The organism is Aggregatimonas sangjinii, from assembly GCF_005943945.1.
Lineage (GTDB): Bacteria > Bacteroidota > Bacteroidia > Flavobacteriales > Flavobacteriaceae > Pelagihabitans > Pelagihabitans sangjinii.
Genome location: NZ_CP040710.1, coordinates 3,788,002 through 3,806,383 on the forward strand (window position 1 = coordinate 3,788,002; position 18,382 = coordinate 3,806,383).

17 protein-coding genes are annotated in these 18,382 nt (G+C 44.0%); 10 read left to right on the top strand and 7 right to left on the bottom strand.

The features are described 5' to 3' along the window. Positions 1–4: 4 nt before the first annotated feature. The 6 genes from FGM00_RS15895 to hemA all read right to left on the bottom strand — a co-directional run bounded on the left by FGM00_RS15895 (position 5) and on the right by hemA (position 8,142). Positions 5–589 carry a RidA family protein gene (locus FGM00_RS15895; protein WP_138853853.1) on the bottom strand — a complete coding sequence of 195 codons (585 nt, stop codon included), beginning with the start codon at positions 587–589 and terminating at the stop codon, positions 5–7. A gap of 106 nt (positions 590–695) precedes the next feature. After that, positions 696–3,413: a M16 family metallopeptidase gene (locus FGM00_RS15900; protein ID WP_138853854.1), complete on the bottom strand. Its 2,718-nt coding sequence runs from the start codon at positions 3,411–3,413 to the stop codon at positions 696–698. A gap of 70 nt (positions 3,414–3,483) precedes the next feature. Beyond that, positions 3,484–4,068, bottom strand: a complete 585-nt coding sequence (locus FGM00_RS15905; RefSeq protein ID WP_175416249.1) for a GNAT family N-acetyltransferase — start codon at positions 4,066–4,068, stop codon at positions 3,484–3,486. A 108-nt stretch (positions 4,069–4,176) separates the two neighbouring features. Further along, entirely contained in the window at positions 4,177–5,205 is a 1,029-nt protein-coding gene (hemE, locus tag FGM00_RS15910; RefSeq protein ID WP_138853855.1) for a uroporphyrinogen decarboxylase, read from the bottom strand. A gap of 100 nt (positions 5,206–5,305) precedes the next feature. Continuing rightward, positions 5,306–6,886: a hydroxymethylbilane synthase gene (gene hemC / locus FGM00_RS15915; RefSeq protein ID WP_138853856.1), complete on the bottom strand. Its 1,581-nt coding sequence runs from the start codon at positions 6,884–6,886 to the stop codon at positions 5,306–5,308. Further along, positions 6,883–8,142 (bottom strand): glutamyl-tRNA reductase, encoded by a 1,260-nt coding sequence (gene hemA / locus FGM00_RS15920; protein WP_138853857.1) that lies wholly within the window; start codon positions 8,140–8,142, stop codon positions 6,883–6,885. The genes hemC and hemA overlap by 4 nt, the downstream gene beginning before the upstream one ends. Before the next feature lie 201 nt (positions 8,143–8,343). On the opposite strand from hemA, the gene FGM00_RS15925 reads away from it, so the two are divergent. The 4 genes from FGM00_RS15925 to FGM00_RS15940 all read left to right on the top strand — a co-directional run bounded on the left by FGM00_RS15925 (position 8,344) and on the right by FGM00_RS15940 (position 10,413). Next, positions 8,344–9,231 (top strand): AraC family transcriptional regulator, encoded by an 888-nt coding sequence (locus FGM00_RS15925; protein ID WP_138853858.1) that lies wholly within the window; start codon positions 8,344–8,346, stop codon positions 9,229–9,231. Positions 9,232–9,242: 11 nt separating this feature from the next. Continuing rightward, a complete protein-coding gene (locus tag FGM00_RS15930) occupies positions 9,243–9,623 on the top strand; it encodes a VOC family protein (RefSeq protein WP_138853859.1) in 381 nt (126 codons plus the stop codon). A 162-nt stretch (positions 9,624–9,785) separates the two neighbouring features. Then, positions 9,786–10,088: a nucleotidyltransferase domain-containing protein gene (locus FGM00_RS15935; protein WP_138853860.1), complete on the top strand. Its 303-nt coding sequence runs from the start codon at positions 9,786–9,788 to the stop codon at positions 10,086–10,088. Then, complete coding sequence (locus tag FGM00_RS15940; RefSeq protein ID WP_138853861.1) at positions 10,078–10,413, top strand: HepT-like ribonuclease domain-containing protein; 336 nt, start codon at positions 10,078–10,080, stop codon at positions 10,411–10,413. Before FGM00_RS15935 ends, FGM00_RS15940 begins: the two co-directional genes overlap by 11 nt. An 8-nt stretch (positions 10,414–10,421) precedes the next feature. On the opposite strand, the gene FGM00_RS15945 is transcribed toward FGM00_RS15940, so the two are convergent. After that, positions 10,422–11,273 carry an N-acetylmuramoyl-L-alanine amidase-like domain-containing protein gene (locus tag FGM00_RS15945; RefSeq protein ID WP_138853862.1) on the bottom strand — a complete coding sequence of 284 codons (852 nt, stop codon included), beginning with the start codon at positions 11,271–11,273 and terminating at the stop codon, positions 10,422–10,424. A gap of 248 nt (positions 11,274–11,521) precedes the next feature. Here FGM00_RS15945 and FGM00_RS15950 point away from each other — a divergent pair, with 248 nt between their 5' ends. From FGM00_RS15950 to FGM00_RS15975, 6 genes are all read left to right on the top strand, one after another. Next, the gene (locus FGM00_RS15950) at positions 11,522–12,868 is read left to right on the top strand and encodes a microtubule-binding protein (RefSeq protein ID WP_138853863.1); all 1,347 of its coding nucleotides are present in this window, start codon (positions 11,522–11,524) and stop codon (positions 12,866–12,868) included. A gap of 170 nt (positions 12,869–13,038) precedes the next feature. Continuing rightward, positions 13,039–14,094 (top strand): hypothetical protein, encoded by a 1,056-nt coding sequence (locus tag FGM00_RS15955; protein WP_138853864.1) that lies wholly within the window; start codon positions 13,039–13,041, stop codon positions 14,092–14,094. Beyond that, positions 14,094–16,061: an AAA family ATPase gene (locus FGM00_RS15960; protein ID WP_138853865.1), complete on the top strand. Its 1,968-nt coding sequence runs from the start codon at positions 14,094–14,096 to the stop codon at positions 16,059–16,061. Before FGM00_RS15955 ends, FGM00_RS15960 begins: the two co-directional genes overlap by 1 nt. Continuing rightward, positions 16,061–17,311 (top strand): DUF6638 family protein, encoded by a 1,251-nt coding sequence (locus FGM00_RS15965; RefSeq protein ID WP_138853866.1) that lies wholly within the window; start codon positions 16,061–16,063, stop codon positions 17,309–17,311. Before FGM00_RS15960 ends, FGM00_RS15965 begins: the two co-directional genes overlap by 1 nt. Further along, on the top strand, positions 17,308–17,832 hold the full coding sequence (locus tag FGM00_RS15970; protein ID WP_138853867.1) for an MFS transporter: 525 nt from the start codon (positions 17,308–17,310) through the stop codon (positions 17,830–17,832). The genes FGM00_RS15965 and FGM00_RS15970 overlap by 4 nt, the downstream gene beginning before the upstream one ends. A 78-nt stretch (positions 17,833–17,910) precedes the next feature. Then, positions 17,911–18,321 (top strand): DUF3592 domain-containing protein, encoded by a 411-nt coding sequence (locus tag FGM00_RS15975; RefSeq protein ID WP_138853868.1) that lies wholly within the window; start codon positions 17,911–17,913, stop codon positions 18,319–18,321. The last annotated feature ends 61 nt before the right edge of the window (positions 18,322–18,382 follow it).

Genomic DNA, 18,382 nt, shown 5'->3' on the forward strand with positions numbered 1-18,382 from the left:
GATGTTAGTCTACCACCTCGACCACCATCTCAACCTCAACGGCCATATTACCGGGCAAAGAGCCCATACCTACGGCAGCGCGGGCATGTTTGCCCCTATCCCCAAAAACTTGTACCATCAAGTCGGAATAACCGTTTATCACCTTTGAATGATCGGTAAATTCAGGTACAGCGTTCACCATACCCTTTACCTTTACGATTCTTTTTATCCTGTTCAGATTCCCCAATTCAGCCTTTAAAACAGCCAGTTGGTTAATTGCTGCCCAGCGGGCCGCTTCATACCCCTCTTCCAGGGTCAAGTCAGCACCTAATTTGCCCACAACATTTTCACCATCATCCTTTTTGGGGCCTTTGCCCGCCAAAAAAAGGAGATCGCCAGTGCGTACCGCATGTACGTAACTTGCCACAGGTATTCCAGGTTCTTTCAATACGATACCAAGAGTGTCGAGCACTGCTTGGGGATCATAGCCTTCATCGATCTGAACAATGGCGGTTTCTACCACCTGCGTCTCGACGGACATTTTTTTCTCGGTTAGGCCTTCGCAGGAAATACTTGCGACAATCAATACAGCGTACAATATATTTTTCATGGTCATTGTTTGAGATATATCTTTACACATTTAAAACTAAAAAACCCAAGGCCTTTTTCCCATGGCGGCCTTAGGCTTTCGATACAATTAGGAGAGATATAAACGCCTATTCCTTTTTAAAATCCCCGGCGTTTACAACAGTCCACTTTTCATAAGGCTGTACATACTTTTTGATAGCAGCATTCACATCGGCAACGGTAAGCTTGCTTACCTTTTCTTCAAGTTCTTTTTGAAAATCCATATCGCGATCATAGAAAATATTGTTGTTGATCAAGCTAGACAGTTCGTTGTCCTTGGCCCTCGATACGCTTTGGGCCTGAATCCATCCGTTTACGGCATTCTTCAACTCCTCTTCGGTGATACCGTCCTTGATGAATCTTGCAATCTCTTCTTTAAAACCCAACTGTACTTTGTCGTAATTGGCGGGCGCATAGATCGCATACAAATACATGCCCGAATTGGCATCTTCTTTATTGCCATCGGCCTGAAAACCCGCTCCGGCACCGTAGCTTACCCCATCTTTTTGACGTAGACGATCAGCTATTCGGGAATTAAGAAAGCCTCCCCCTAAAATAGTTGCTGCGATGTTCATAGCCGGATAGTCATCGCTGTATTCGCTCATTTCAACTCCTAAGGCACCAAATGTCATAGCATTTTGCTTGTCCGGCGTGATAACGTCCTCGTTCACGGCCTTATTCGCCTTATACGGATTCGCGATTTGTTCATAGGCCATGTTACTATCGAAGTTCCCGAACTCCTTTTCGATGAAGGCGCCTACAGCCTCGGCATCAACATTCCCGATACCGACCAAAATCGATTTTCCTAGTCCGTAAAACTCATTGTAGAATTTTTTGATGTCGTCGATGGTGAGCGCTTTTATGGCAGCCACGCGCTCTTCAATGCCCATAGTGTAATTGGGATGCCCTTTAGGATATGTATTGTTGATCAGTCGTACCTTATTCGAGGCAATGAACTGTGGCTCGTTCTTGTAACTTTCGATTTGTGCCAACTCCTCTGTTTTCAATTTCTCTAATTCGGCCGCATCAAAAGCGGGATTTTTCAGCATATGTGCCATCAACTCCAAGGTTGGCATCAAGTCCTCCTCCTTCGTACTGATGTTTGCATAGATATTGCCGTTGCCCCCCCTAAAGTTGATCGAGCTTTTTAGTTTTGCCAATTCATCCTCTATTTCCTGACGTGTTTTTTCAGTGGTTCCCTTGTTCAACATATTGGCCGTAAAAGACGGGACGACGCCTTTGTTCATCAAGCTATTTACATCGCCGTTACGGCCGCTAAAACTTAAGGTGACGGTATTGCCACGGTTATTTTTTTCGATAAAACCATAATCGACCCCATTGGCCAGTTGGCCGGTTTTAAGTCTTTCCTGAATGGCATCGTGCGCCACGTCGAAAGCCTCGCCGGTACCCATACCTTCCTTTCCTTTATAGTCTGCGACCAATTTGTCCAAATCTTGGGTATGGCCAATTTCTACGCGCACAGGTGTTTTGGTAGGATAAAATCTACCCATCGTACGGTTGGTAGGAATCAAGTATTTCGTCATGGCCGCGTTTACATCTTCCAAAGACATTTCCTCGACGCGATCTCTGTAGATAAAGGCCAATCGCCAATCGCCTGCTCCGATAAACTCACTCATGTAGGTTCCTAAGTAAGCCGAGTTACGGCTTATTTGATCGATTCGTTTCGCAATATTCGATTTGGCCCTGTCCAATTCCTCTTGTGTAATCGGGTTGTCTTTTAGCGCATCCAATGTTTCTCGAAGGGTCTTATTTACCTCATCGGCGTCTTTTTCGGAAGGTACATCCACATTGATATAGAGAAAGCCAGGTTCTTTAGTAAATGGGGAAAAAGACCATAATGATGACGCCTTTTTACTTTCTACCAAAGCCTTGTACAAACGTCCTGAGGGCTCATCGGTTAATACATTTTCAACTATGGCCATGGCAGCATAATCAACATCCGATCCTGCCGGGGTGTGGTACAATGCCGAAACCAATTGCAAATCGCCCGTTCGGCTTACACTAACGGTTTTTTCACCATCCTGGGCTGGTTCTTCGGTATAGGATTGGCGTATTGGGGTCGCAGGTTTTTCCAATTTTCCGAACTTTTCCTCGATCAATTTCATGGTTTTCTCCGGGTCAAATTTTCCCGTTACCATCAAAACGGCATTATCGGGTCGATAGAAGGCTTTGTAGAAAGCCTTTAAATTCTCGATGGGCACACGCTCGATGTCGGAACGGTTACCAATGGTTGATTTACCGTAGTTATGCCATAAGTAAGCAGCGTCTATCGTCTTTTCCATAAGTACACCGGTGGGATCGTTCTCCCCACTTTCGAACTCATTGCGCACCACACTAAATTCGGAGTCCAAATCCTTTTTTGCGATAAAGGAGTTCACCATTCGATCTGCTTCCAAATCCAATGCCCATTCCAGGTTCTCGTCCGTCGCATTAAAGGTTTCGAAATAATTGGTGCGGTCGTACCATGTAGTACCATTGGGCCTTGCACCATGGGAACTTAACTCTTTAGGAATGTCCGGATGATTCGGGGTACCCTTGAACACCATGTGCTCTAAAAGGTGGGCCATGCCTTTCTCGCCATATCCTTCATGTCGTGAACCTACCAAATAGGTAATATTGACCGTGATGGTTTGCGCGGAGTTGTCAGGGAAGAGCAATACTTTGAGACCGTTGTCCATTTGGTATTCGGTAATCCCTTCTACAGAGGCGGTTTTGGTCATTTGACCCAGAAGCACGCCATTAAACACTAAGGCCGCGAGGCAGCTGAGTAAAAAATTTGATTTCATATCGTGTTGGATTTTTGGAATGGTTCCAATATTACGAAAAATGATTCTTAAAATAAGGTTAAAAGTATCTTTAACGCCCGGAAGCCTCCGGGTCGGTATACCGCTCGTACAATTCCATATCCAAGGCGATTCCGTCAGGCGCTGTATAAGATTTTACTAATTTTTTCTGCCATTGAAACCCACATTTTTCCGCCACCCTTATGCTGCCGATGTTCGTTTTGTGTGTAATGATCTGAAGTGTTCGCAACCGCAATTCGGAAAAGGCATATTTGGTAATTGTCTCAACCGTCCGTGTTACCCAACCAAGGCCTTCAAACTTTTGTCCAATGCAATACGCAAGTTCACCAACACCCCTTTTCCAATCCAACTCCTTCAAAATAATGAGTCCGGCTATTTTTGTTGTTTTTTTATCTCGAATCGTCCATGTGAACTCGGTTCGTTCGGTATTTTGTTTCTTTTTTCGTTGGATGTATTCCTCCGAGGCGGCCGGGGTCAAGTTTTGTGCAAGCGTGTAGGGAAAGAATCGTTGAAATCGAGATCGGTTTTCAACCATCATTTTTGATAGCGACGGTGCATCTGAGAGTTGCAAAACGTCAATTGTGAAATATTCACCGGAAATCATATTTAATTCGTCCTTACCATCGGGATAAGCCATATGATTAGTTGTGGTATTTGGATTTTAAAATGAATACCACTTCCATTTAAAACCGAATGACAACTACCCTCATTCCGAAAAATTTTTCTTGAATTAATGTTTTTAATCTTAAACCGTATACTCCTTCACCGCATCAACAAAGGCCCTGGCGTTGTCAACAGGGATATTCGGCAATATGCCGTGTCCTAAATTTACGATGTATTTATCCTTTCCGAACGCATTGATCATTTCGGTCACCATTCTTTTAATCTCGGCAGGTCGCGACAACAGTCGCGAGGGATCGAAATTTCCTTGTAAGGTAATATTGCCTCCGCTAAGATATCTAGCATTTCTAGCGGAACACGTCCAATCCACCCCCAAAGCGGCGGCGCCGGATTTCGCCATGTCGCCCAAAGCGAACCAACAGCCTTTTCCGAAAACGATGACCGGAGCTTCATCCTTTAGCGCAGCTACGATCTGTTGTATGTATTGGAAAGAAAATTCCTGATAGTCGACAGGGGAAAGCATCCCGCCCCACGAATCAAAAACCTGCACCGCATTTACCCCGGCCGCCACCTTTGCTTGCAAATAGGCAATCGTGGTATCGGTGATTTTTTGTAATAATTGGTGGGCCGCACTTGGATTCGTAAAACAGAATTCCTTCGCCTTATCGAAATTTTTGCTTCCTTGACCCTGTACGCAATAGCATAAAATCGTCCATGGGGAACCAGCGAAACCGATCAACGGAATCTCATCGTTCAGCTTTTCCTTGGTCACTTGAATAGCCTGCATCACATAATTCAGTTCCTGATGTACATCGGGAATGACCACTTCGTCGACCGCCGCCTGCGTACGCACGGGATTGGGCAGGTACGGACCAAAATCCGGTTTCATCTGCACTTCGATGTTCATGGCTTGCGGTATCACCAAAATATCGGAAAATAGGATTGCGGCATCCATCCCATACCTGCGAATGGGCTGTACCGTAATCTCCGAGGCCAATTCGGGTGTCTGGCAACGGGTAAAGAAATCATACTTCTTCTTGATTTCCATAAACTCGGGCAAATAGCGGCCTGCTTGACGCATCATCCAAACGGGAGGTCGGTCTACAGTTTCACCTTTTAAGGCTCGAAGGAATAGGTCGTTTTTCAATTTCATCTCGTTTCTTCTTTGTCAGTCAGAACGCTTTCAAGACTTGATAGCAATGGCTATCATATTCCATCCGCTTCGACTCGGCCCGACGTGACATTAATCTCAATTATCCCGTTTTCGTGTTCACCAACTTGATGACATCTGTTACCGAAGGCAACTCGGCCACCAATACTTTTTCAAAATGCTTTCTTGCAACTTTTGCAGTTGTTTCCCCAATGCAATACGCCACCCTTTTGCCCGGGGTATTCTTCAAGAGAAAACTCTCTACCGTAGACGGACTGAAAAACAACATCCGCTTCACACCGTCCGGTACTTTTACCGGCGAGAGCTTGGTCTCATACGCTTCTACCTCGTGGACTGTGATATTATTTTCGGTAAGGATATCGGGCAGTTCATCCAAACGGATGCTACTGCAAAAATATGTTACTTCAAGGCCTTCCATATAATCTACCAGATGTTCAGCGAGGGCCTTGGCATTCCTGTCCACGTGGGTTACCTTTCCGATTCGGGCTTCGATCAATTTCTTTGTCCTACGGCCAACGCAATAAATATTGGTGAATTTCAAGGTACTCGGGTCAACACTCGCCAAAAGCGCTTCCACCGCATTTTTACTGGTGATGACCACATTTTGAATCTCGTTCCGAAGCGCTGCAGCCGGAATACGGTTCAGGTAAATTTTCACGAAGTCGTCAGAGTCGACTTTCATGCGTTTATCGAATTGCTGCTGTTGCTCGGAGGTCAGTTTTTTGGTAGAAAAGACGGTTGGGCGTTGCTCAATCTCGACCAAGTCGTTCATTAACCGTTTGCCACCGCGGTTTAAAATATGGTCTGCACAACTTTGTGCGAGTCCCTCATGTTTTCCTATTTCCGCCGTTTTCTCGATTTCCAATTTCTTGGTACCGTCAACGCTCAACAACACCCCTTTTAAGGTAATCTCTTCTTCTTTTATCAATGCCAATGCCCCTATGGGAGCACTACAACCGCCTTCCAAAATTCGTAGAAATTCACGCTCCAAGCTCGTGCAGATTTCCGTTGGCCTATGGTTCAGTTCTTCACATGCAGCTCGTACGAACTCATCATGCTCCATGGCCGCGATCATTACGGCACCTTGGGCGGGTGCAGGGAGCATCCACGTAAGACCAATCGTGTTTTCCGGTTCCAGACCAATGCGCTCTAGTCCTGCAGCGGCAAAAATGGCCCCGTTCCAATTGCTCTGCTCCAATTTTTCGTGCCTACTGTTCACGTTGCCGCGAAGCCCTACCACCGTGTGGGTCGGATAGCGGTTCAGCCATTGCGCCTTTCTTCGTAGACTTCCGGTCGCTATGGTCGCTTCCCTTTCGGCAAGGAATTCTTGATTGTCTTTATAGGCAAGGATATCGTAAAAATTTCCCCGCTCCAATACCGCCGCCTGTACGATGCCTTCCGGTAGTTTGGTAGGTACGTCCTTTAGGGAATGCACGGCGATATCTATTTCACCCTTTATCATGGCGACATCTAGGGTTTTGGTAAAAATTCCAGTGATTCCAAGTTCGTACAGCGGTTTATCCAAAACCAAATCCCCGGTCGATTTGATGGGCACCAAAACGGTTTTGTTCCCCAAAGCTTCCAATTGGTCTTTCACGGTATTTGCCTGCCAGAGCGCCAATTCGCTATCGCGGGTACCAATTCGGATTACCTTCTCTTTCATTTATGGGAATCTATTTCTAGTTGAAAAACCTTTTGGATAAGTTGCAAACTGGTATCGGAATCGACCTCGTCATCCTTCAAATGGTTGGCAAACTGCTTTGTGATTTTTTGGATGATACGGTCAGAGATGACATCGGCTTGATCGACATTGAAGTCCGATATTTTCTTCGATTGGTAATCGAGTTCTTCCTCTTTTATAGTTTTCAATTTTCTTTTGAGCGCTTTGATGACGGGCGCGAATTTCCGGGTTTCAAGCCATTGGGTAAAATCGTGTTTTACCTCGTCGATGATACCTTCGGCCTGCGGAATGAATTTTTTCCTACGGGCCAAAGTGCTGTCGGTCATTTGAGAGAGGTCATCCAAGTGAATAACAGTTACATTGTTCATTTCACTTACCCCGTCCGCCACATTTTTGGGAATCGAAAGGTCTAAGATCAACAAAGGCTTTTTAGTATGGATGAGGTCTTTAGAAATCGTAGGCGATTGTGCCCCGGTTGCGACGACCAGCACATCGGCACCACGGATTTCGGTTTGCAAATCCCCATAATCTTTCACCAACAGATTGAACTTGACCGCTATTTTCTCCGCCTTGTCCTTGGTGCGGTTGATCAAGGTAATATGGGTGTTCTTCGAATGTTTTATAAGATTTTCGCAAGTATTTCTCCCTATTTTGCCCGTTCCGAAAAGTAAAATATTCTTGTTTGAAATATCCGGTACATTTTTGATGATGTACTGTACCGACGCAAAAGCTACCGAGGTTGCGCCCGATGAAATACCCGTCTCGTTCTTAATGCGTTTACTCGCTTGAATAATGGAATTGCATAAGCGTTCTATAAACGGATTTGCAATACCCTGCTTTTTCGACCTATTAAAACTGGAACGCAGCTGACTGATGATTTCGAAATCACCCAGAATCTGACTATCCAATCCAGTCCCAACACGAAATAAATGCCCAATGGCCTCTTTATTCTTATATACATAGGCGACCTCCTGGAATTCCTCCACGGAACCAAGCGTATTATCGCAAAGTAATTTAATCAGTTGAAAGGGATGCTGGGCAAAACCGTGCAGTTCAGTACGGTTGCAGGTAGAGGTGGCTAGAAGGCCGTCTATTCCCTGCTCCTTGGCTTGCTTCAAAAGCCGTTTCAAAGCTTCTTCACTTAGGCTAAACTTACCACGAACGACGGCATCTGCCTTTTTGTAGTTCAGGCCTATGGTGTAGAACGAATTGTGTCTTGAAATGTGGTAATCCTTCATGCATCTTGCAAACGACTGCAAAAATAAGAGCATCTTCGCTGAAAAAATAACGCTAGCGGAACAATAAGTATCGTTTCGAGTTTTTTCAAAACTCTTTGGGTCATTTTTATCCAAAATACACTATTTTTATAGTCTTTTCGGAGCTTGACATCTCCTTTGTTTAGAATAGTTCTAAATAGATTGGTTTTAAAATAGTATCCCATGGAAGCAAAAAATGTCGCCCAAGGTTCTTTTCAGGAAGTACTCATCGAAGATGGGTTTTTCGTATTGAAAATACAGAACGATACTCCTGAAATACAGAAGGTTAGTCGGGAAATCGATAGCTCCTTTATTCAATTCCATTTTTGCTTAAAGGGCAGTGCTACATTTGTATTTAATGAAGGACGCTATGCCCTCGAAGTCTCGGAAGAAAACTCGCTACTCTTGTACAACACCCAAGTAGACCTTCCTTTGAATTTGGAATTGAACGCCAACTCCTGGTTGGTCTCGGTGGTAATGACCATTCGGAAATTCCACTCCCTTTTCTCTAAAGAAGCGGATTACATTCCCTTTCTGAGTGCGGATACTAAAGATAAAAAATACTATGCGCAGGAAGGGGTGGGTCCCGCTATCGCGGTTATCCTAAGCCAGATAATCAATTACAACCTACATCCTTCCATTAAGGAGCTCTACATTAAAGGGAAGGTGTACGAACTTATCTCGCTCTATTTCAATAAAAGTCCCGATGCTGATATCGAGCAATGCCCGTTCTTGGTAGACGAAGATAATGTGCGGCGTATTCGCAAAGCCAAGGAAATTATGATTTCCCGTATGGCGGAACCCCCGACTTTGACCGAGCTTTCAGAGGAAATCGGGCTCTCGATGAAAAAATTAAAAGAGGGCTTCAAACAGATTTATGGGGACTCGGTATTTAGTTTTCTTTTTGATTATAAAATGGACTATGCTCGAAAGATGCTGGAAACCGGCCAACACAATGTAAACGAGGTAGGTTTGAAAGTGGGATACAGTACCGCAAGCCATTTTATCGCTGCCTTTAAGAAAAAGTATGGCACTACCCCGAAAAAGTATTTAATGGGCTTAGCGAATTGATGATTTAAATTATGAACCTCAATCAAATAACCGTACCCTCGCTCGATTTACATAAATCGGTTCCTTTTTATCAAAAGTTAGGGCTTCAATTGATTGTAGATGCTATTCCCGACTATGCGCGGTATGAATGTCCCGAAGGTGACGCTACTTTCTCGATTCATAAGGTTACCGAATTGCCAAAAGGGGATGGAATCTATGTCTATTTTGAATGTATTGACCTCGACGAACGCGTAACGACCCTATTGAAAAATGGAATCGAATTCGATGAGCTGCCCAAGGACAAAAAATGGTTATGGCGTGAAGCTAGGTTACGGGACTTGGACGGGAATCAAATCATCTTATTTCACGGGGGTGTAAATCGAAAGAATCCACCGTGGCGGTTAACTTCATAATAATCGAAACGCTATTATCCCATTTCTGTTTCGTTAGCTTATCATGGAGATTCCTGGATACAATTTGTACTCTTTTATGTCCAGAAAATATACAACTCAACAAAGGCTATTATTAGCTAAAGATTCGAAAGAACATTTTATTATCTTTGAGTATCAACAGCTATGAACCAGATAAACGAACATATCGACCAGATTAATAAACTGTGTATCTCAAACGGAGTCAAATCGCTATTTGCATTTGGTTCCGTGCTGAAAAATCAACTTCGAACCGATAGTGATATCGATTTAGTTGTGGATATTGATGATAATGACCCCTTCTCGTACTCGGACAAATATTTTAACTTAAAATTCAATCTTGAAAGGATTTTCAATCGTAAAATCGACCTTTTAGAATTGAGAGCCATCCGGAATCAACTCCTCAAAAAAGAGATAGACAAGACCAAACTTCTGATTTATGGAGAATGAAATCAACGTCTGGTTAGAGGACATAAATCAAGCCATTGAAGAAATAATTTCATTCTTACCCAGAAAAAGAGACTTTCTCGAATTCCAAAAAGACCTTAAAGGAAAACGTGCCATCGAGCGAGATTTAGAAATAATAGGTGAGGCGGTCAGTAGAATTTTAAAAGTCGACCCCAATTTTCCCATAACACACGCACGTAAAATAGTCGACACCCGAAATAGAATCAGCCATGGTTATGATACGGTGTCCGATGATATCATTTGGTCCATAATCATTCGAGACCTGGATGAATTAAAGGTAGAAATCAAGAACTTACTTGCTGAATAAAAGCCTATTTAATCCTTCTGAAGTGGTCTAGCTACCATTATCCCCGTATTACTTTTAATTTTTTTAAGGTAATCGGCAAGCGGAACTTCGGAAACCTCTACTTCGTTCGAGCCCGTTGAAGCATGTAGCAAATGAATACGGCCATCTTCCTCTCGGGTTGCGATTCCCGTGTGGGTAATATCCAGGCCATTGATCGAGGTGGTCAAGGCGATGATATCCCCGGATTGTATCAGATGCTCGTTCGCGGCAATCTGATCTTGTGCCAAAATACAAAGGGGCTGGTCGTTCAAATACTTTTCAGAGGCCTTTATTTTTTCGAAATTCGAATCATTTGCCAAAAAGGGATACAGTTCGCGATGGGTGCTCATAAAATCGATTTTCTTTGTGATTTCGGCGCCCCCTATATCATTTGTAATATCCTTTAGTAGGCCTTTTGCCTCATTATTCGCGATCCATTCCGAGAAATAGTGTAATCGCGAGGCATAACCATCCAATTTTCCATCTTTGTACCGGATTTTTTCCAGGTTATCGGTAAAGTCCTCGAAAGTGGATTCACCTGACCTCAACATAAAGCCAAAGGCCAAGACGTTTTCGACATAGGTCGTGCAGTCAAGACCATGCAGATTAACGACCAAGGTTTCAGTCTCACCGATTTCAAGTGTTTTGGCAACATAGGGAGTACCAAGAAAAGTCTTCCCAATAGCCACCACGGTTTTGCCAAAATCGTTCTCTAGTAAACCGTCGATTTGGATGGTCTTATCTTCAACAGCTTGTTTGTCGGCGGGGGAACAAGTAATTTGTTGGGAAAAGATGTGCTGCCCAACGCATAAAATTAGTGTAAACCCTATCAAATACTTCATAGTATGCTCCTATTTCAAATCAAAAGTACATATTATCTTAACGTGGCTTCAGGTGAAAAATTCTTGTCCGACGTAACAAAACGGAATTTAAGACTACCAATATATAGAACACTTCACCGATAGTGTTTTTTCACCTCGGTTTTTTTGCCGAAATTCGAGAGTTATAAAATTTTTTATTTCCGCGCTTGTGCCGAACTCGTTTCAGTATAAACGGAAATCTTAACCTTCAACTAAAAACACACCATATTATGGCCGATGAATTTGATTTATTAGAAACCGAGTCGAACTCCAAACAAGAAAAAGTAGACGTGAATTGGGGAAAGGCCGTAGACCAGATGAAATCGAAACTGGCACAGGAAGACGATCCGGAGGTTCGGCAGAAAATACTGAACGCTACCCTTGATGATGTGGTAGGCATGGCCGAAAAAGATCGCACTACACTCTTAGATGCCATTAAAGACCTTACCGATTACCAGGATGAAGTCGGCATAAAATTCGAGAAATTCTCGACTCTAAATGCCGCCGAGCAAAAAGTTATCGATGACGCCCAAAATGCACTGGAACGAGCGAAAATAGCCTTGGAAGATGCCGAAAAGGTAAAAGACAATTGGTGGAACAACCTATGGGGCCGAAAATCGAAAATCAAAAGCCGCCAAGCAGAGCTAGACGCTGCTCAAAAAACGCGGGACGGGGCCGATATGAAGGCCAAAGCGATGTTTCAGGAACGTATCGAATCGGCGGATATTCAAACCCTGCTCAGCGAACTTTCCTATAAGAGTCAAGCCGCGGTGGGCCGGTTGAAAAATCGTGAGGTTGAAATCAAGGAGGTCGAGGAAAAACTAAAAGTGGCCATCGTCGAAGCCAGTAAAAATCATACGAGATCCTTAGAGAAGAAGAAGGAGACCGAAGACAAGCTAGAAGAACAATACGCTTTGTTAAAGCAGGCCAGACAGGCTTTGGAAGAAATATCCGATAAGCAATCCTCGGCCTACTCCGAGGCCATCGGCAAGGTAACTACCATCGAACAGAAAGTAGAGGAGTTGGAAGGATTGAAGAATGCCTACACCACTTTGGCCGCCAGTAAAGACAGTTTTGTGCACAAACACAATTTGACGATCAAAGTACTTACTTCCCTCCGCAGTAACTTACAGACACATCGCGCCAAACTGAAGAGTGATACCGACGAACGTCTCAAGTATTACGATGGATATGTGGTGGCTTTAAAAGCTCGAACCGACCAGGAATTCGCGGCGATCTTAGAACATTTAGGCGTTAAAACAGACGAGCATATAGGGTCTACTTTGGCCTCAATGCATACGGCGAGTTCGAAAGCCCGTCAGGAAATGATGGACAATATCCCCGTTCATGAAAAAGTGATGCAGGGTGTTTATTCGAGTTATGCCGAATCGTTACAGGAAATTCGGGTAAAGGATGCCGACATTCAGAAAAATTTCGCTGACCGTTATGGTATCGATATGAAAGAAATTTTCGAGGAGTTCTATGCCACTGACGGCAACACACCGTCCAACGATGGTGGAAATGACGATACGCCTACACCGCCGAAACCATCGGTGGAGGACGACTTGTTGAGTTAGGCCCCCTAACCCCCAAAGGGGGAACTTTTACTCGTGGCTAAGAATTCTTATCCTTGCTAAAAAGATTTTAGCCAATACGTCCAACAAAATTAGTAGCAAATAACTGAAGTCTAACAAAAAAATCTGCCCGAATAGCTATTCCCCCTTTGGGGGTTAGGGGGCTCTTCGTTATGTCCATCAATCAAATAGTCACACCCCTAGACAGTGCCGTTCTCGAGACGAAGGAGCAGTACAAGGTGTACTTTAAGATTGTGACACATGCTTTTGAAGAGCTGGTCAACTGTATCAAGGAAAGGAAAATCTGTAGTCCGCTCGAAGCGAACTTCGTAGCACAATATTGTGAGCTGCTTACTTATTCCTTAGAGGCTTTCCGTATAAAATACCTTTACGACGAAGACGAAAAGATGCGTATCGACCTTACGGAGTCGGGTTTTCCGAATTACCTGGAATTCCGTTACCTCTACAACGACCTCGAGCTTAAAAAAGACCACATTAGCAAACTACCTAAAACGGCAGAACTGAAGGCCGAGTTTTTAGAAACGTTGCTGAAAAACAAGCGACCCATTGCCGACCGCAGATTGCAACAAGCAGCATCGATTATCTATTACACGTCGGTTCAGCCGGAGTTCATTTTCAAGAAATTCGTACAAGGAAAGATATTGCATACCGTTGGTGGGGAAGAAGGGGAATATATCGTAAGCTGGTCGTTCTACGACGTTACCCATAACCGGCCCTATATCTGTTTCATGTATTTTGAAATTGAAAAAGGCAAGCTGGAAGAGCACAAACAACGCATCTATGAGGTGCTGGAAGAGACCGCCGACCGGAATATGGATTTGGATATGATGGCTTATGCCATCGACAAGAAATTGCCTAAGATAGCCCCTAAAAAATTCAAGAAGATAGACCTAGGGCCTTTACACAGTGTTTTTGCCAAGGACGAACTGGTGGTCACCCACGCGGTGCTCAAGGCAATTTCCGCAAAAACCTTAGACCTTTCGGCATTCGCCCTATCACTAAAAATAGACGAAACCAGCTCAACCGGTAATTTCGCTGAAGGAAGCTTTTTCAGCAAGCAATACCTTCAGGTTTGGTCTCCCACGAAAGTGAACACCTATTTGTTGGCGCCACATCGTGTGATTCAAGTGTTTTACGATAATATTCCCGAGGCCCTGCATTTACTAACCAAGGAACCGTTCGAGATTCCCCCTTTAAAATTAACCTAATGGAGCATAACAGTACCTTTCCTATAAAATTAAATGAACTTGAAGCCTTACGTAACGAGGCAACCTCCTATTTAAAAGGTATACAATGGGAACAGGGCAGCAAAGCCAAAAGCCGGGATAAAGATCAAAAAGACAGTTCCATTCTACTATATCTTTCTAAAGCACAAGGCACTGCCGGAAGCGAAGTGATATCCGTTTCCAAAACGATTCTATCGCTCAAAAAAAGGTTATTACCCGACTCCGTTGCCATTCCCGTACACTTGAACCAGGCCTTGTTTTCCTTACAGGAGGGTATTACCATGGGTATTTGGCTAAAGGATAGTTATTACGATGCTTCGGGGCTTTCTTCCTTGAACGAGCGCAAAGCTACTTTGGATGCCGAGCAGCGCAGGGAATACGATTCAAAGCTACAAACGGCCACCGCCTTTATGCTTTTCGGTATTGCCTATCGAATTTTATATGATTTGAAGCCTATGGTCTCTGATGACCTAAGCGTTATGAAAAACAAATTCGCGGGCATTCCCGAAGTATCGTTGATGTCGCCGCTAAAGGGCATTTCATGTATGCTGTTCTATTTCGACAAGTACATGGATCACCCCGAAATTATTACCTCAGATGCCGAAGTGCTAAACTTTACGGTTGTTTTCTTTGAGGCGCTCATCGCTGAAATTCAAATGCGGATCGGAAGTCTGGACCATACGGAAACCATTACCGACCGCACCTATAAACTTGAAAAGAGCGAGTTCGCCATTTCAGGTTGGGAAAATGTGATGGAGGGTATTGCCAAAAGCGTAGAATTCAATAAAATACAGTTTGAGGAAATCGTGGGCAACCGCGATGCGAAACACTTCGCGAGGCGTTTGACCGAGCGCATGCTCAGCTACGACTTTACCGCCAAAAAAAATCCGTTTCAGGAATTGGGCGGCTTTATGCCCGTTTTTATGGGGTATGGTATTCCCGGAACGGGAAAAAGTATGTTGATCGCGGCCATTGCGACCCGTCTTAAAAAGCACTGTGACGAATTGGAAATTCCCTTCTTGTTCCATCCGATGCCCGATACCTTGATTTCTACCTTTCAAGGGGGTTCCGCCGAAAAAATGGTACAGTGGATGAAACCCCTGCAAGATCCGACAAAACTGATTTTCGCACCTATAGACGATGCCGAAAACAATCTGCAGGAACGTACCGCACAAGGGGTTTCCGCAGGGGTGAAGGAGGTAATCGGGGTATTTCTGCGCTATACCGAAGGTGCCTATGCCATTAATTACGGCAATAGTTCGATCGGACTTTTTACCAACCTTCCCGAAATGTTGGATAAGGCCGTTATCTCAAGGGTGCAAGGCCGCTTTAAAATCGATGGTGCCAGAACCATACCTGATTTTGTGGATCAAGACCATCTCTGGTGGCGAAAATTGGACGAAAAGATGCCGGATTTCGTCAATATGAAAAATCCCGATGACTATACCTTTTTAAGCGAACAAGGTCTCGCAAAAAACCTAGGGGAAATCCTGAACCAGAGCGACAAACCCACCGAGGAAAAAGTATTGGAAATCTATGAGAAGACCGCGGCAAAGCACAAAACCGATACCCATATGTTCTTTGCGCAACTCTATCAGAACATTCAAAAAGCCTTCCCTTTCTTTTCCTCTAGGGATATCCGTAATATTCAGAGTGCCATTTCGTTGCGATTGACCGATTTCGACCTCCCGGAAGATTGGTTTACCGATGCCTCGCTGTATTTCAAGAAAGACTATGATACCAAATTCAATATGCTGCAGGATTTGATGAAGCAAAACATGAAAGGGCTTGACTTTTCGGATATCCGAAGACAGGAAACGGTACGCTATCTAGATAACGTCGCCACCATTGCAGATACCGACTTTAAACGCAAAGTCGATGGTCGCGTACATGACCTAATGGTAAACCTCGAAGCCAACCGCCAATTTGAAAAAGGAGTAGAACGCTAATGGAAAAGTTACAGAAAGCCGGTCTTATTGGCGGAGCCTTGGTGTCGCTTTCAGGTTCGCTCGTGAAACGCTACAACGAGTGTTTGGCCTTGTTAGGGGTTAAAGCGACGCAACTCAAGCAGTTTTCAATCGATGGCATGGGTTGGAGCCCTGAAGTAGCCCAAGAGAAAAACAACAATTGGTACTTGAATACCGGTGAAGCGAACGTGAATGCCCTAATCTTGACCCCTCTACAAAAGGACAAGCCGGTACACATGCCTTCCCACAGTTTTGACCGCGATGTGATGGTATCGGTCTTCGCCGCCTATAATAGGGAGATAAAGGATATTACCAAAGATTCGGCTCTTATCGTACATTTAGATCAAAACATCGATACCTTTTTCGAACCGTTCGATATGTTGCGGTACAATACCATAAAAGTACGTTTTACCCTTCTGAATAAACTGCTAGAAAAACAGCAGGAACAACGTGCCCTGATTCAATGGTTCAATCGAAAGAATAACTTTATCGACAAGGATGTACATCAAAAACTGCTGGAATCGGCCAAAAAATACGGAGATCTTCGGCATCGAAAATTGGAATTGCAGCCCATTACGCTAAAAGTAAACTCCTTCTATACTAGAGCCTTCGGTGGCATGTTCGTGTTAAAGGATTTTATCGAGACCATATTGGTGTTCGAAGATGAGCAATGGTTTAAAAAGGCGATCAATGACACCACTCACAATGTGTTGTTGTTCCACCTTAAACATGATGAACTGGTCGACACGATGCAACGGCATTTGATTATTGAGGGCAATCTTAAGGATGCCGTGCGCACCTCGCGATACAAACGCATCAAAAAGCATATATTTTCGGAGCATCTAAAAGAAAAAGAACATTCCTTTCAAGAGATACTTGGGAACGAAATGCTGTTTAAAAGATACTTGGACCGGCTGCCGATGGAGACAAAAAAGAAGGTGGCCAGTGCAGAAATCTACTTGCAACGTTTGGTTGTAGACAATACTATCAAACTAGAAGAGTTTGTTGATGTTCAATACCGCAAATCGCTCTTTGCACCCCATTCTTCGCTTCAGGAAGAGCAAACCGCTTTGATTTGGCGTCTTTTGGCCAAGATTATGCCCAAAGATCCGGTACATTTATACTGGTACGACAAAGAAGCTTTTTACAAAGCCTATGAAACTTGGGAGCCCACCTATCAGGAATGGGTCATCGAGAATATTTTAAGAAACAATAACAACCACCCATTATGACGTTAGAAATCATTGTATTCGTATTGGCTATCCTATTCGGAATCGTCTGGTATTGGAGGGAATCGAAAAGCAACAAGCTCTATCGGTTGGCCAATCGGATTACGCATTCCAAAGAACTGCAGATGAAGCCCGACAATAAAAAGGGTTTTTTACATGAACAGAACTTTTTGCTTCGTTTGGTATGGATTACCTTCTTTTTCGTAATCGCCTCGGCAATAGTCACTTTTCTTATTCCTATCAACCTTTTCTTCGTTCAACTCTTCGCTTCGGGTATTGTGGGAACGTTAATCGGAACTTACGTTGCTTCTGCCTTTATCTTTACGAAAGAGCGCACCAGCAAGGAGCATCTCGAGGAAATCTATGACAAGGGTAAGGAATATATCGAGGAACTTACCGATGGGGATGCCAACAAGACCCTGAACAAGAAAATAGAAACTTCTGAGCCGGAAAAAGTAGAAAAAAATCCAGAAGAGCCCAAATCAGCTCGTAATCGGCTAAAGGACAAGGGGATGATAAAGTGAAAATACGAGGTTGAAGGTTTAGTATAGAGGTTAAGGTGAGAAGGTCGATGGGGTCGAAACTGGCTTTAAAAAAATAACATGATCAACTACTTATATTGGGGACTATTTTTGCTAGGGCTACTGCTCGCCTATTTTGCCTTTCGCGCCTATACGAACACGGTTTCTTTGATGCAGGACGGCATCAAAACCACGGCAACGGTCATACAAATGATACCGGTTTCGAGTAGTGATGGTGGCCCGACCTACAAACCGGTTTTCGAATTTAAAGATCGAGGCAATACCCTTCGCACCTATGAAAGCAGTGTAAGTTCCAGTCCGCCGGCCTATCAGATAGGGCAAAAGGTTAATATTGTTTATGACCCCAAGGATGCCGATGAGGTAAAGACCATATCGTTTTGGGGCTTGTACCGATGGACGGTGATTCTCCTGTCTATCGCCTCGCCCCTATTAATTATTGGAGGCGGGTATTTGTTGTACAACCGTATTTGATGCGCTGTTGGCAAAGAATCGGCGCATATCAAAATGTAACAAAGTTGAGGAAGACCCTACT

Bases quoted from the DNA above. Each gene is read 5' to 3' on its own strand.
- FGM00_RS15895 (WP_138853853.1), bottom strand. From the start codon at position 589: ATGAAAAATATATTGTACGCTGTATTGATTGTCGCAAGTATTTCCTGC.
- FGM00_RS15900 (WP_138853854.1), bottom strand. From the start codon at position 3,413: ATGAAATCAAATTTTTTACTCAGCTGCCTCGCGGCCTTAGTGTTTAAT.
- FGM00_RS15905 (WP_175416249.1), bottom strand. From the start codon at position 4,068: ATGGCTTATCCCGATGGTAAGGACGAATTAAATATGATTTCCGGTGAA.
- hemE (WP_138853855.1), bottom strand. From the start codon at position 5,205: ATGAAATTGAAAAACGACCTATTCCTTCGAGCCTTAAAAGGTGAAACT.
- hemC (WP_138853856.1), bottom strand. From the start codon at position 6,886: ATGAAAGAGAAGGTAATCCGAATTGGTACCCGCGATAGCGAATTGGCG.
- hemA (WP_138853857.1), bottom strand. From the start codon at position 8,142: ATGAAGGATTACCACATTTCAAGACACAATTCGTTCTACACCATAGGC.
- FGM00_RS15925 (WP_138853858.1), top strand. From the start codon at position 8,344: ATGGAAGCAAAAAATGTCGCCCAAGGTTCTTTTCAGGAAGTACTCATC.
- FGM00_RS15930 (WP_138853859.1), top strand. From the start codon at position 9,243: ATGAACCTCAATCAAATAACCGTACCCTCGCTCGATTTACATAAATCG.
- FGM00_RS15935 (WP_138853860.1), top strand. From the start codon at position 9,786: ATGAACCAGATAAACGAACATATCGACCAGATTAATAAACTGTGTATC.
- FGM00_RS15940 (WP_138853861.1), top strand. From the start codon at position 10,078: ATGGAGAATGAAATCAACGTCTGGTTAGAGGACATAAATCAAGCCATT.
- FGM00_RS15945 (WP_138853862.1), bottom strand. From the start codon at position 11,273: ATGAAGTATTTGATAGGGTTTACACTAATTTTATGCGTTGGGCAGCAC.
- FGM00_RS15950 (WP_138853863.1), top strand. From the start codon at position 11,522: ATGGCCGATGAATTTGATTTATTAGAAACCGAGTCGAACTCCAAACAA.
- FGM00_RS15955 (WP_138853864.1), top strand. From the start codon at position 13,039: ATGTCCATCAATCAAATAGTCACACCCCTAGACAGTGCCGTTCTCGAG.
- FGM00_RS15960 (WP_138853865.1), top strand. From the start codon at position 14,094: ATGGAGCATAACAGTACCTTTCCTATAAAATTAAATGAACTTGAAGCC.
- FGM00_RS15965 (WP_138853866.1), top strand. From the start codon at position 16,061: ATGGAAAAGTTACAGAAAGCCGGTCTTATTGGCGGAGCCTTGGTGTCG.
- FGM00_RS15970 (WP_138853867.1), top strand. From the start codon at position 17,308: ATGACGTTAGAAATCATTGTATTCGTATTGGCTATCCTATTCGGAATC.
- FGM00_RS15975 (WP_138853868.1), top strand. From the start codon at position 17,911: ATGATCAACTACTTATATTGGGGACTATTTTTGCTAGGGCTACTGCTC.